This is a genomic window from Shewanella sp. HL-SH8 (assembly GCF_051165765.1).
In the GTDB taxonomy this organism is placed as follows: domain Bacteria; phylum Pseudomonadota; class Gammaproteobacteria; order Enterobacterales; family Shewanellaceae; genus Shewanella; species Shewanella glacialimarina.
Genome location: NZ_CP195039.1, coordinates 1,553,809 through 1,566,404 on the forward strand (window position 1 = coordinate 1,553,809; position 12,596 = coordinate 1,566,404).

Here is a 12,596-nt window from a genome sequence, read left to right on the forward strand (position 1 = left end):
TAAGCATACGAACATGGCCACGATGAAACGTGGCTATGTTTTACATCACAGGGCTTATCGCGAGTCCAGTGTGATTGTTAACTTACTGATTGACGGTGTCGGACGTGTTGATGCCATTGCCCGTACTGGCAGTGGTAAACGTTCAATTAAATCAATACTACAACCGTTTCAGCCACTTATTATTCAATTTAGTGCCCAATCAGAAGCTAAAAACCTTTCTTTAAAAACCGTTACTCACATTGAAGCCGCCGCACCGGCTATTCCGCTCAGTGGTACTAGCTTGTATTCAGGTTTTTATTTGAACGAATTATTGGTGCGTCTGTTAACGGTTGATCATCAAGCAGAGCCTTTATTTATAGCTTATCATCGCAGTTTAATATCCCTAGCCGAGTCATTTTGCTCCAGCCATTTACGTTTTTTTGAAAAAGCACTATTGCTTGAACTCGGGGCATTACCTTCGCTGCAATATGATGTTGACGGTAATACGATTGAAGCGACTAGTGCGTATCGATTAGAAACTGATTGTGGTTTTATTCCAGTGCTACAGCATAGTACAGGCACATTTAATCACAGTCGAAGTGTAGTGCCGGGTGCTATGTTAATTGCGCTGCAAAATGAGCAGTTATCAGCAGAGCACCTCAATAGTGCCAAAGGTTTGATGCGTTTTTTACTCACGCCACTATTAGGCAATAAACCATTGTTGAGTCGTCAATTATTCGTTAAGCCCTAGCGAGTACAACAATGCGGATAATAATCTCGAATTAACTCACCATTATCAGTACAATAGCCAGACAATAATTTTATTATCATCATGATAAGGAACCTACCGTGAGCGCCATTTTTTTAGGTATTAATATCGATCATATCGCCACCCTACGTCAGGCTCGTGGCACCCATTATCCTGATCCTGTTCATGCTGCTGCAGTTGCTGAGCATGCCGGTGCCGATGGTATAACGATTCATTTACGTGAAGACCGTCGCCATATTCAAGACCGTGATGTTTACTTATTAGCAAAGACCCTTAAAACACGGATGAACTTTGAATTTGCGGTCACGGAAGAGATGATTGCTATCGCCTGTGAAGTCAAGCCTGCTTACGCTTGTTTAGTGCCAGAAAAGCGTGAAGAGTTAACCACTGAAGGCGGTTTAGATGTGGCTGGCCAGTTAGATAAAATTACTGCAGCGGTGACTCGTTTAGCTGCACAGGGCATTAAAGTATCATTATTCATCGATGCCGATAAAGCTCAAATAGATGCAGCTGTCGCATCTGGTGCACCCTACATTGAAATTCATACTGGCTGTTACGCAGACGCACATACTGATGCAGAACAAGCTCAAGAGTTAAAACGCATTGCAGAAATGGCTACCTATGCGCACAGTAAAGGCTTAGTCGTTAATGCAGGTCATGGTTTGCACTATCATAATGTTAAACCTATAGCTGCAATTCCAGAGTTATATGAGTTAAATATTGGCCATGCTGTTATTGCGCGTGCGGCCATTGATGGCTTAGATAAAGCGGTACGTGATATGAAGCAATTAATGCTTGAAGGTCGTAGAGGCGAGTAATGGCGATTGTCGGCATAGGTACTGATATTGTTGAAATTGCGCGCATACGTGATCAACGTGAACGACTTGGTGACAAATTGGCCAAGCGTGTGCTGACAGATGCAGAATTTGCACTTTATGCCGCATCAAAAATACCAGAGCGATTTCTGGCAAAACGTTTTGCCGCAAAAGAAGCCGCCGCTAAAGCATTAGGAACAGGCATTGGGCGTGGGGTGTCATTTCAACATATTCACATTGCTAATGATGCCAATGGTGCGCCCATCGTCACTTTTACCCTGGGAGCAAAAGCACGACTTGAGCAATTAAAGGGGCGTCATGGCTTTATCACTATTGCTGATGAACAGCATTATGCGGTGGCAACTGTGGTGTTAGAGAGTTGATTGGGTATCCATTTTAGATTTATCTTACCCTTTATATTATTAAGGCGCATTGGCGCCTTTTTTAATGGCTTTGCAAATAAGATTTCATACGTTAAATTAATAAGATAATAACTCAAAATAGAGACTCAAAATGAAATCAGCAGTAGAACAACTTTCCACCTATAAAAGTGTTCATTTGAACCCGAAAAATATTAAAACCCATTTTTTTGGAGTGCCAATGATCATTTGGTCAGCATTTTTAATGTTTGGAACATTACGCTTTCAATACGGTGACTTCGAATTCAGTGCGGCAATGATAGTGATGTTGATTGTGCTTGGTTATTACTTCAAGCTGCATGTTAGGCTTGCTATAGGGCTAACGTTATTTATCGTCCCTGTGTTAATTACCTCTGAAATGGCAGTACATACTGCCCATCCTTTTGTATTAGCCATATCCATATTTGTGATTGGTTGGGTGATTCAATTTATTGGTCATAAATATGAAAAAGCTAAACCTGCTTTTATGGATGATTTAAATCAGTTACTTATTGGGCCATTTTTTTTAATGGCGGAACTGTATTTTATGTTTGGCTGGGAAAAACAATTAGATGCAGAAATAACACCTATTGCCAGAGATAAACGTCGAGCAATTGAAGCCGCTAAGCGGGCTGTTTAGGCTTAACGCTAAACATAAACCTCAAAGTTAGCTGATTATAAAATAAAAAAGCCGTCTGATGACGGCTTTTTTTATTAGTTGAGTCTGAGTAATCACTTAAGACAGAATGATATGTCCCATTAAGGCGATAACAGGTAAGGTCACAACTGTACGTAAAATGAAGATGACGAACAGTTCTAAAAAGTTAACTGGAATTTTACTGCCAATAAGCAGAGCACCCACTTCGCTCATATAAATTAATTGGGTCACTGATAAAGCAGCAATCACAAAACGCGTCAGGTCCGACTCAATTGAGCTGGCTAAAATTGAAGGAATAAACATATCAGCAAAACCGACAACAATCGTTTTAGAGGCCAGGGCAGCATCGGGGATTTGTAATAGTTCCAATAAAGGGATGAAAGGCATGCCTAAATAATCAAATATGGGAGTGTACTCTGCCAGTATTAACGCCATTGTGCCAATGGCCATAACCACAGGTATTATGCCAAAAATCATATCGACGACATTTTTAATCCCATCTAATATCACTTGTTTAACACTAGTGACTTGTGATGCGCGTTCTAATGCTTGATGGTAACCCCAAGAAAATACCCCATGACCTTTTGGGATCATCTCATCATCTGGGTGACGGGGAGTGTCATCGATATAGTTATCTTTCTTCCAAGAAAGTGGGGGCAACTTAGGTACTATGATTGCAGCGACTATGCCAGCTAAACAGACAGTCAGGTAAAATGGTACAAATAAGTGCTCTAATTTAACCTGTGAAATTACCACTAAGCTAAATGTAATTGATACTGCAGAAAACGTGGTACCAATAACCGCTGCTTCTCGTTGCGTATAAAAGCGTGTTTCATACTGCTTAGACGTCATTAAAATCCCGACACTACCGTCACCTAACCAAGAGGCGATACAATCAACGGCACTGCGTCCGGGTAAGTTAAATATTGGCCGCATAACTTTTGTTAGCATAGTGCCAAAAAATTCAAGCAATCCAAAATTCAGTAGTAGGGGTAATAGCATACCTGCAAATACAAATACTGAAAAAAGCACGGGCAGTAAGTCGTTATACACTAGACTACCAGTATTACCTGAAATAATAGCTTCAGGGCCAACTTCAAAGCACGTTAAGCCAATAAATACGGCACCTAGTACTCGCATTAGTAACCAAAACAGTGACACATTAAGCAAGGCATGTAAAAAATGACTTTGTCTGACAAACTTAGGTTTGATTAATCTGGCCAGAACAGAAATAAAGGCCATAAAAATTACAATACCAGTGACAATCAGTTGAATCGTATTTCCCATTGCGGACTGTAACGCTTTAGAAACGATAGCAATAGGTATGGTTAAGCCGTTGTCTGTGCTAATAGGGGCAATAAAAAGTAACAAACCGATCAGAGACGGTATGATAAAAGTTAATATTGTCTTGAGATTATGTATTGGTTTCTGTTGGTTCACGTCTAATACCTTAAATCTACCTACTTGAGGCAGTCAATAAATTACCAAGTCCTGCCAATAAGAGTATGGCTAAAAGTATTTATGATAGTTATTTTTGCCGCAAGGTTACCGTCTATTCAAGTTTAAGTAAAATGATTCAATTAAACGAATAGTTAGCACTTATTTTTGATTATTTATATTGTATCTTAAAAAAGCTTTTATGTACTTAAAATAAATGTAATCAGAAGGTTACACTTGTTAGTGAGGTCTGGTGTTTTTTTACTTTTATTCTGTTTTAGGTATCAAAGTTGTCTTAAATTGACTCTGTAGGTACATATTCACACATCTGTAACGCCAATATGCCAATAAAAATACTACTAAATTATAGAGTTTTTATCTAAAAGCGCGATAATTAAACAATAGTTTTGCTGTTTAGCACTCAGTTTTATAATTCAATGTCATTTAAACTGCATGTGCATGCGTTTAACAGTAAATGGTGTTATGACAAATCAACACAAAATTGCCCAGTTGGCTGTACGTTTTAATTTATTAGGATGTTTTGGGCTACTGTTAGGCTTGGTGATCGCCAGCACCTTAGAGATCTCGCGCGATGGATTTGCAGGTTTCTTGCTACTTCAAAGCAGTGTGAGTGAACTGGGGCATTATGGTCATTCTGAATTTGCACTGCTTTTGAATGGGGGAATATTTTTTGGTAGCCTGAGTATCGCATTAGCCTGCTTGTTTGCTTTACAAGTGACCAAAGGTTGGCTGAAATATCCTTTTTGGTTGAGTTTCGCTGCTAGTTTTCTTGCTTTGGCAATCACAGGCCTATTTCCATTAAATGTTTATCATTTACATATTTATGGCCTAAGCTACTTAATGATATTTTCAACTGTCGCTAGTGCGACTTTTATCCTTTATGCGATTGATATGGGCTGGCAGCGAGTTAAGATTGCATCTCTGCTTGCTTCTATTTGCTTACTACTTAATTTCAGTGCGTTTATTCTCCCTTATGCAAATGTTATTTCGACTCCAACTCAGGTGACGACTTTCGTGGATATTATCGCAGCATCTGCAACGTTATCTCCCACCCCCGAGCTTTGGTGGCAGGCATTCATTCAATGGTGCAGTGATATTACATTGGTTTGTTGGGTGTTATCACTGCTGCCTTGGTTAAATAAATCTGTTAAAACATAGTGGCTTTTAAAGGTTATAGTGCATTAGTACTTTGATTTGTTTGCATCCCCGCTTCACCAAACCAGTATCCATTACACTCTATCGCTGAATGTGATGGTGTTATCGCTATCAATTCACTGTGCTGGCTGGATGCTATTTGAGTAATTAATCCTATGTCCTCCAGTCCAGTTGGTGACAATCGCCAATAATCGACGCCGATTTTAGACATTGAAGGGATCTGATTAATGAGATTAACCTTTGCTGCCGATTGAGTTTGGATACCGTTTAATCTCAGTAGAGGTTGTGACTCTTGGGTTTGGGTCAATAGCCCTTTGGGATATTGCAGACAAACAATCTTGCAATCGAGTTTAGGTTTTTGATGATGCTTGGCAGTAAAGCAACGGGCTGAATGCGCTAATGGCATGTAGCCATAACCTAAAACTTCAGTTTCGAATGGTGTTGTATTTTGTGTTAATACTTGCTCGAGCCATTTTCGGGACAGCTCGTAGGGCATCACAAATCTTGTCATGCCTAATTTTTGCATGACATCAAGACAACCTCGATTATAGAGGTTCAATGATGGGCCGCATATAAAAGGTATATTCGCTTCTGATGCAAGGTTAACAGCCGCCATGTCATTGGCTTCAATAGCAAACTCACCATTATCTATAATGCGTTTAAGCTCATTAATTTCTGAGTGCGACTCAATTAAGGTCATGGTGGTTAAAATCACTTTTTTTCCTTTAGCCGCCAGCATATGAGCCAATTCAAGGTAATCTTTATATTTCATTTCACGACGGCGACTGCAAATGACCTCGCCTAAATAAACGGTATCTATGTTGGTGTCAGCAATCGCTTGGTAATACTCAAATATGCTGGTTTTATTCCAGCAATATGTCAGGGGCCCGAGAGAAAGTTTCATGTCATTAGTCCCTATTGCCATTGGCGTTCATATGCACCCAAAGTGGTGACTTGGCCTTCTGACACTTTATCGAGTGCTGAATGCCATTGATGTTGATTTTTAAGTTTTTCGTTAAAGAGTTCTGGTGATTGAAAGTAGGCATCAATTGCCTGGCGCCACACCTGAGTGACTTGGGTGACATAAGCTGGGCTACGTTGACGCCCTTCAATTTTAAGTGAGCGAATACCTGCTTGGGCAAGCTCAGGAATAAGGCCGATGGTATTTAAGCTAGTGGGCGATTCCAACATATATTCAGCTGTCATCTCGTTATCTGTTTGGTAACGTCCTTTACACACCACCGGATACCCTAATTGTTCATCTTGACTGGCTTTGTCAATCAGTACCTCATTTAAGCGGGTTAACTTGTCGTTGCCAGAATCTTGCCAGCGAACATGATTAGCTGGTGAGCAAGAGCCGCCGGTATTGGGCGACTGGCCTGTCACATAGCTGGATAACTGGCAGCGACCTTCGGCCATAATACAAAGGCTGCCAAAGGCAAATACTTCTAAATCAACCGGGCTGACCTTAGCTAAGTCTCTAACTTGCTTCATGGACAGTACTCGAGGTAAAACTGCACGTTCAATGTTGAATTGCTTTTTGTAGAAAGAAAGCGCGGCAACATTGGTCGCGCTAGCTTGCACAGATAAATGCAAGGGGAGACCAGGGTAATGGTGATGGGCATATTCGAGTAATGAAATATCGGCGCAAATTACCGCATCCAGATTTAAATTCGCGGCGAGATCGATGGCTTGTTTCCAACGTCCTTCATGCCCAGGTTTTGCAAAGGTGTTTAGAGTCAGGAAAAGTTTTCTATTTTGTTGTTTAGCCAATTGACTCGCTTGTTTTATTTGCTCCGCTGAAAAATTAAGTCCAGCAAATGATCGAGCATTGGTGTCATCTTTTAATCCAAGGTAAACGGCATCTGCGCCAGCATTAAATGCCGCTTTTAAGGCGGCAAGGTTACCCGCAGGACATAAAAGTTCCATGATCTTTCTCGCAGTTTTGTTGTTATTGTCGATAGGGCGTTGAGTGTAAAAGCGATTGAGTTAACAAGGTTTGATTTGGAACAGGTTTCTAAGCATAAAATCTGGGTAAACTGGTTTGAATTATTACCCATTCCCTGTAGGAAAGCTTCATGTTAAATGGACTACAGCAATCCCTATCTACAAAAATACTAACTTCAGCACCTGTAATGACGCGTCATTCTTTAGCTATTTTACCCAAGAGCTTCAAGCGGGAGGTGATAACTAAATTGATCAATTTAGCCCTCGAAAAACAACTTTCAGCAGGTGAGATGGATTTTATTGCAGGTAAATGGCTTGGTATAAAAGTGCTTGATATTGGTCTAGATTTTGCGATAAGCATAAGCCAAGTAATCCAGCCTAAGGTGGTCGTGAGAGAATTAAACCAAACAGATGTGACCTTCAGCGGAAATATGCCTGAACTGCTGTTAATTGCCTCAGGTAAAGAAGATCCCGATAGCCTTTTTTTTCAACGTAAACTATTGATTGAAGGGGATACTGAGCTGGGTTTAGAGGCTAAAAATCTGCTTTTGTCTATAGAACTCGATTCCTTACCTAAACCCATAGGCGTAGCAATTGGCAAGTTATTATTCAGTTTAGAAACGTTGCAGGCCAAAGCTGCTATAGTGAAAATTGCTTAATTTAAGTCAGGCCCAGAATCTGAATTCGTTTTGATCACAGCTTTTCTGTGTTATTAAATAAGTATAGGCATTTTACTGAAGCCTGTAATAGCTATTTCTGATAAGAACTTAAATTAATGGTGTGTTAGATAGGCAATAGTCACGGTATAAAAATAAGCCAAAGAAGGGCTAACGGACTTTGATTTTCCGACGCAAAACATCAAGGTTTTACCCAAGGGATGTAGATCGTAGACTATTATCAGTGTGCTTGAATGTAAAATATTGCACAGTAAGGCTGTAATGTTAGATAAAATATTCATATTAAAGTGTTGGTGCGTTTTAGATTGGCCACTACAATTCTGTGCCTAAGCTCGATACAGCTTGTTATTACTTAGTATTCACTTTACTCTTTACTAGGTATATAAATTCGTTCAACTAAAGGAAATATAATGAGAAAAATTCTAGTCGTTGCCTCAGTAATATTAACTTATTTAGTGTGTATTACTAGTACTTATGCAGGTGTTATTTCCTCAGAACAGGTTATAGTCCAGCAACAAAGTATTTATAATAAGCAACAAGTTATTGAAATGCTTAACAACGTTGAAGTTCAAGATAAACTGGTGGCTCTTGGTGTTAGTATTGAAGATGCAGAAATCCGTATCGCCAGTATGACGGACCAGGAATTAAATCAATTGAATACCCAAATGAATGATATGCCTGCAGCAGCAGGTGGCATCGTTGGGGTGGTCGTCACTGTATTAGTGGTATTAGTGGTACTCGATTTGGTGGGTGTTACCGACGTATTTTCCTTCATTCGGCCAATAAACTAAATCGATTCTTCAAATATCAGTGCTACTTGTATTTTGAAATATAGCATATTCAAAAAAGCCATTCTGTTGATTGGCTTTTGTTTATTTATGAGTGGCTGTTCATCGGTTACACCTCAAACATCGCAATTGTTAGCAAATCCCCATAATATCCCTCTTAAATATCAAATAGCCGACGTGCCTTTTTATCCTCAAGAGGATTATTTTTGCGGTCCCACGACGCTATCGGAAGTATTTAATTTTTATGGAGTGACTAAAACGCCACAGCAAATTGCACCAGCACTTTTTATTCCAGATTTAGAGGGCAGTTTACAAATTGAAATGGTTGCTGCAACACGTCAACAGGGGCTGCTTGCTTATGCTGAGTCTGGTAGTCTGACACAACTACTTTCTTTGGTGAGTGAAAATATTCCAGTTATTGTATTACAAAATTTATCCACAGCATGGTATCCCATGTGGCACTACGCAGTGGTTACAGGCTATGACTTAGATAAGCAGCATGTGGTCTTGCATTCAGGTACCAATAAAGACCGAATCGCCGAATTTAAAGTATTTGAACAAACCTGGAAGCGAGGCCAGTATTGGTTGCTGGCGGCAGTGCCAACTGATACCGCAAGTTTACATTTTGATCCGTTCGTTTATGCCAGTGCAGCTCAAGATCTATTTAGTATTGGTAAAAGCACTTACGCGATTGAAGCTTTAGAAAATGCCACCCGACAATGGCCAGATTACTGGCTAAGCTACTTTTTACTCGGAAACTATTATTTAACCATTGATAACGTCAAGGCTGATTTTTGGTATAAGCAGGGACTCATTTATACTGAGCAACTGGCTGAACAACACTTTGAGCAACAGGCTGCCTATTTAAATAACTATGCCTATAGTTTGTCTTTGTCAGGCTGTAAACCGCGAGCAATGGAAATGATTGAAAAAGCACTTAGACTGCAACCGGCTGATAGCAATATTCAAAGTAGCCAAAAAGAGATCGAAAAAATGCCTGATAATTCTGTTTGTTTCAGTAATTAAGCCAATCTCTACCTTTAGCTATTGAGTATTTAGGCGTTTAGTTGAAGTCTAGTCTATTGACTTAAATAGGCTTTTGTAGCGATTAATTTGCTTGTGGCCCTGTAAGTTCGGCATATTTAATAAGGAGCTCATCTTGAGACTCCTTATAGTCTGGATCAATGGCGATACAATCAATAGGACACACAGAAATACAAGTCGGTTTATCATAATGACCTACGCATTCGGTGCACAGTTCAGGATCGATTTCATAGACTTCTTCGCCCATAGTAATAGCTGAATTTGGGCATTCAGGTTCACACATGTCGCAGTTAATACAGCTATCGTCGATGAGTAGAGCCATAGTTTAACCTTATAATAGTTTAACCTTGTTGATGAGGATTACGAGTATCCTGACCTTGTGGCAAGTTACGCATTAAAATTGCTTTATCAGTACTGACTTCTGGTGGCAGTTTTAGGAATACAAAGTGCCCAGAACCTAACCCAGCTTCAACTTGTTCACCTTTACGGTTAACAAGATGGTTAATGGTTAGGTTCATATTACCCTGTGGTGTCATAATTTCTACACTATCACCAACGGAGAACTTATTTTTAACATCAATTTCGGCCAGGCCATCGGCATTACGTTTACCGGTAAACTCGCCCACAAATTGTTGAGTGTCACTAACAGAATAACCATGTTCATAATTTTGGTATTCGTCATGCACATGGCGGCGAAGGAAGCCTTCAGTATAGCCTCGATGAGCTAAGCCTTCTAAATTATGCATAAGTGTTCGGTTAAAGTCCTTACCCGCAGCGGCATCTTCAATTGCCTGACGGTATAACTGTGCAGTGCGAGCCACATAATAGAAAGACTTAGTTCGACCTTCAATTTTTAATGAGTTAATGCCCATTTTAGTCAATCGGTCGACATGCTGAATCGCACGCAAGTCTTTTGAATTCATAATATAGGTGCCGTGTTCATCTTCAAAGGCAGGCATGAGTTCACCTGGACGACCGGGCTCTTCGAGTAAGAACATTTTATCGGTAGGTGCACCTGCACCTAAGGTAGGTACTGTAATTTGTGCATCCCTTGGATTATAAATTGAAGGGCTTGATTGCAGTGCTATGATGTCACCATTGTCATCCTGCTTGGCTTCATGGGCATCATACTTCCAGCGGCAACTATTAGTGCAAGTACCTTGATTCGGATCGCGCTTATTAATATAACCAGATAATAAACAGCGACCAGAATAAGCCATACATAATGCACCGTGAACAAACACTTCAAGCTCAATATCAGGGCAACGTTGACGAATTTCTTCTATTTCATCAAGTGACAATTCTCGGGATAAAATGACTCGTTTAATGCCTTGTTGTTGCCAAAATTTAACCGATGCCCAGTTAATCGCATTAGCTTGTACTGAAAGGTGAACCACTTGTTCAGGAAATGCTTCACGTACCATCATTATTAGTCCGGGGTCAGACATGATCAGCGCATCGGGCTTCATCGCAACCACAGGTTCCATATCTTTTAGATAGGTTTTTAATTTGGCATTGTGGGGCGCAATATTACTCACAACATAAAGTTTTTTACCTAAAGAATGTGCCTCTTGAATACCACAGGCTAGGTTTTCCATCTTAAAGTCATTATTTCTAACCCGTAAACTATAGCGAGGCTGGCCAGCGTATACAGCGTCTGCACCATAAGCAAAGGCATAACGCATATTTTTAAGGGTACCGGCAGGAGACAATAGCTCTGGTTTAAACATAATTACTCTCAATCTAGCTTTAAAAACGCACCAATCGCGGGGGCAGGATCGTACTTAAGATATAACCGTGGAGCAAACATAGCCCTCTGTTATGTGAGGTAACTCTCCTTTTAAGCTTACCAACAGTGATATAGATGTATATTAAACTTGTGCTGAAGTGGTAATATAATTTTGTTAGTAAAGTTTTAACATTGTAATGATTTTGATTAGCTTAACTCGCACATTAGCCTGTATTCGGTATACAATTCTATTCTTAACGATTTTCCTTTTTTTGATGGAGACAATATGTCTACTGAACATCAACTACTAGTCAGCTTATTAAAAAAACTAAAAGACGACTCATTAGTACTTCCAACATTGCCTGAAGTGGCCATGAGAGTTCAAGAAGTGGTTTCCCGTGCTGACTCTAGTTTGAAACAAGTGGGTGATATTATTGGCCAAGATGCGGCTATTTCTGCCCGGATCATTAAAGTGGCTAATAGCGCATTATATTCAAGAGGCAACAAAGCCGAGAATATAACTGCAGCGGTAAACCGTATCGGCTTAATTCAAATCAAATCAATTACGACTTCTGTTGCAATGGAGCAGCTATTTATCTCGACTAATGAAATGGTCTGGGAAGTCATGGATGAAGTATGGAAAACATCTATTGAAGTGACAGCAGCGGCTTGTGCAATGTTAGAGGTTTATAATAAGCGTAATCCAAGTAAAAAATTAGACCGCGAAACCCTTACCTTAGCGGGATTGGTACATAATATTGGTGCATTACCAATATTGTCTGAAGCAGAATTACACCCAGAGTTATTTGCCAGTATCGATCAGCTACGCGGCTTAGTACGTAAAATGCAAGGACCTATAGGTCGAGCTGTATTGAAAAGTTGGGACTTTGCCCCTGAAGTGACTGAAGTGGTTGAACGATGGGCTGATTTACATTATCTGCCAGAGCGCGTCACCTATTTAGACTTTATTCGCTCAGCCGCTTTTTATACCGGAGAGTTGCGTGCGGGTGAAGAGTTAGAGCAGCGTCTCAGTGTTTTCGCTGATCGAGGATTACCTGTAACGCCAGAGGATTTAGGCAGTGATGTGTTTACTGATCTATATCATTCAATTAAAGAAAGTTATGAATAATTAATACTAACAATTGCGGATGATAATAATTATTTGTGCTGGTATAACGT

Annotated in this window: 14 protein-coding genes; 9 read left to right on the forward strand and 5 right to left on the reverse strand. The window is 40.0% G+C overall.

Annotation, left to right across the window (positions count from 1 at the left end):
- Positions 1-22: 22 nt before the first annotated feature.
- The 4 genes from recO (at position 23) to ACRWQN_RS06915 (ending at position 2,601) form a co-directional block, all read left to right on the forward strand.
- Positions 23-730: a DNA repair protein RecO gene (gene recO / locus ACRWQN_RS06900; protein WP_434940607.1), complete on the forward strand. Its 708-nt coding sequence runs from the start codon at positions 23-25 to the stop codon at positions 728-730.
- 98 nt (positions 731-828) lie between these two features.
- Positions 829-1,566: a pyridoxine 5'-phosphate synthase gene (pdxJ, locus tag ACRWQN_RS06905; protein WP_434930274.1), complete on the forward strand. Its 738-nt coding sequence runs from the start codon at positions 829-831 to the stop codon at positions 1,564-1,566.
- Positions 1,566-1,946 carry a holo-ACP synthase gene (gene acpS / locus ACRWQN_RS06910; protein WP_434928571.1) on the forward strand — a complete coding sequence of 127 codons (381 nt, stop codon included), beginning with the start codon at positions 1,566-1,568 and terminating at the stop codon, positions 1,944-1,946. The genes pdxJ and acpS overlap by 1 nt, the downstream gene beginning before the upstream one ends.
- A gap of 130 nt (positions 1,947-2,076) precedes the next feature.
- A complete protein-coding gene (locus ACRWQN_RS06915) occupies positions 2,077-2,601 on the forward strand; it encodes a DUF962 domain-containing protein (protein WP_434940283.1) in 525 nt (174 codons plus the stop codon).
- Positions 2,602-2,697: 96 nt separating this feature from the next.
- Here the strand turns inward: ACRWQN_RS06915 and ACRWQN_RS06920 are convergent, their stop codons facing one another.
- On the reverse strand, positions 2,698-4,059 hold the full coding sequence (locus ACRWQN_RS06920; protein ID WP_226410689.1) for a YjiH family protein: 1,362 nt from the start codon (positions 4,057-4,059) through the stop codon (positions 2,698-2,700).
- A gap of 480 nt (positions 4,060-4,539) precedes the next feature.
- Here ACRWQN_RS06920 and ACRWQN_RS06925 point away from each other — a divergent pair, with 480 nt between their 5' ends.
- The gene (locus tag ACRWQN_RS06925) at positions 4,540-5,235 is read left to right on the forward strand and encodes a hypothetical protein (RefSeq protein WP_434940284.1); all 696 of its coding nucleotides are present in this window, start codon (positions 4,540-4,542) and stop codon (positions 5,233-5,235) included.
- A 13-nt stretch (positions 5,236-5,248) separates the two neighbouring features.
- On the opposite strand, the gene ACRWQN_RS06930 is transcribed toward ACRWQN_RS06925, so the two are convergent.
- Positions 5,249-6,136 carry a U32 family peptidase gene (locus tag ACRWQN_RS06930; RefSeq protein ID WP_434940285.1) on the reverse strand — a complete coding sequence of 296 codons (888 nt, stop codon included), beginning with the start codon at positions 6,134-6,136 and terminating at the stop codon, positions 5,249-5,251.
- Between the two features lie 11 nt (positions 6,137-6,147).
- Positions 6,148-7,161, reverse strand: a complete 1,014-nt coding sequence (gene ubiU / locus ACRWQN_RS06935; RefSeq protein ID WP_434940286.1) for a ubiquinone anaerobic biosynthesis protein UbiU — start codon at positions 7,159-7,161, stop codon at positions 6,148-6,150.
- Between the two features lie 149 nt (positions 7,162-7,310).
- Between ubiU and ubiT the strand changes: the two genes are divergently transcribed.
- The 3 genes from ubiT (at position 7,311) to ACRWQN_RS06950 (ending at position 9,670) form a co-directional block, all read left to right on the forward strand.
- Positions 7,311-7,838 carry a ubiquinone anaerobic biosynthesis accessory factor UbiT gene (gene ubiT / locus ACRWQN_RS06940; RefSeq protein WP_434940287.1) on the forward strand — a complete coding sequence of 176 codons (528 nt, stop codon included), beginning with the start codon at positions 7,311-7,313 and terminating at the stop codon, positions 7,836-7,838.
- 428 nt (positions 7,839-8,266) lie between these two features.
- The gene (locus ACRWQN_RS06945; RefSeq protein WP_434928577.1) at positions 8,267-8,647 is read left to right on the forward strand and encodes a PA2779 family protein; all 381 of its coding nucleotides are present in this window, start codon (positions 8,267-8,269) and stop codon (positions 8,645-8,647) included.
- 87 nt (positions 8,648-8,734) lie between these two features.
- Complete coding sequence (locus tag ACRWQN_RS06950; protein ID WP_434940288.1) at positions 8,735-9,670, forward strand: PA2778 family cysteine peptidase; 936 nt, start codon at positions 8,735-8,737, stop codon at positions 9,668-9,670.
- A gap of 82 nt (positions 9,671-9,752) precedes the next feature.
- Here ACRWQN_RS06950 and ACRWQN_RS06955 read toward each other — a convergent pair whose 3' ends face one another.
- On the reverse strand, positions 9,753-10,010 hold the full coding sequence (locus ACRWQN_RS06955; RefSeq protein WP_226410683.1) for a YfhL family 4Fe-4S dicluster ferredoxin: 258 nt from the start codon (positions 10,008-10,010) through the stop codon (positions 9,753-9,755).
- Positions 10,011-10,029: 19 nt separating this feature from the next.
- Positions 10,030-11,418 (reverse strand): tRNA 5-hydroxyuridine modification protein YegQ, encoded by a 1,389-nt coding sequence (gene yegQ, locus ACRWQN_RS06960; protein ID WP_434928579.1) that lies wholly within the window; start codon positions 11,416-11,418, stop codon positions 10,030-10,032.
- Positions 11,419-11,703: 285 nt separating this feature from the next.
- Here yegQ and ACRWQN_RS06965 point away from each other — a divergent pair, with 285 nt between their 5' ends.
- A complete protein-coding gene (locus tag ACRWQN_RS06965) occupies positions 11,704-12,546 on the forward strand; it encodes an HDOD domain-containing protein (protein ID WP_434940289.1) in 843 nt (280 codons plus the stop codon).
- Positions 12,547-12,596 lie beyond the last annotated feature (50 nt).

Coding starts and splice junctions, on each gene's coding strand:
- recO (WP_434940607.1), top strand. CDS start 23: ATGAAACGTGGCTATGTTTTACATCACAGGGCTTATCGCGAGTCCAGT.
- acpS (WP_434928571.1), top strand. CDS start 1,566: ATGGCGATTGTCGGCATAGGTACTGATATTGTTGAAATTGCGCGCATA.
- ACRWQN_RS06915 (WP_434940283.1), top strand. CDS start 2,077: ATGAAATCAGCAGTAGAACAACTTTCCACCTATAAAAGTGTTCATTTG.
- ACRWQN_RS06925 (WP_434940284.1), top strand. CDS start 4,540: ATGACAAATCAACACAAAATTGCCCAGTTGGCTGTACGTTTTAATTTA.
- ACRWQN_RS06930 (WP_434940285.1), bottom strand. CDS start 6,136: ATGAAACTTTCTCTCGGGCCCCTGACATATTGCTGGAATAAAACCAGC.
- ubiU (WP_434940286.1), bottom strand. CDS start 7,161: ATGGAACTTTTATGTCCTGCGGGTAACCTTGCCGCCTTAAAAGCGGCA.
- ubiT (WP_434940287.1), top strand. CDS start 7,311: ATGTTAAATGGACTACAGCAATCCCTATCTACAAAAATACTAACTTCA.
- ACRWQN_RS06945 (WP_434928577.1), top strand. CDS start 8,267: ATGAGAAAAATTCTAGTCGTTGCCTCAGTAATATTAACTTATTTAGTG.
- ACRWQN_RS06950 (WP_434940288.1), top strand. CDS start 8,735: ATGAGTGGCTGTTCATCGGTTACACCTCAAACATCGCAATTGTTAGCA.
- ACRWQN_RS06955 (WP_226410683.1), bottom strand. CDS start 10,010: ATGGCTCTACTCATCGACGATAGCTGTATTAACTGCGACATGTGTGAA.
- yegQ (WP_434928579.1), bottom strand. CDS start 11,418: ATGTTTAAACCAGAGCTATTGTCTCCTGCCGGTACCCTTAAAAATATG.
- ACRWQN_RS06965 (WP_434940289.1), top strand. CDS start 11,704: ATGTCTACTGAACATCAACTACTAGTCAGCTTATTAAAAAAACTAAAA.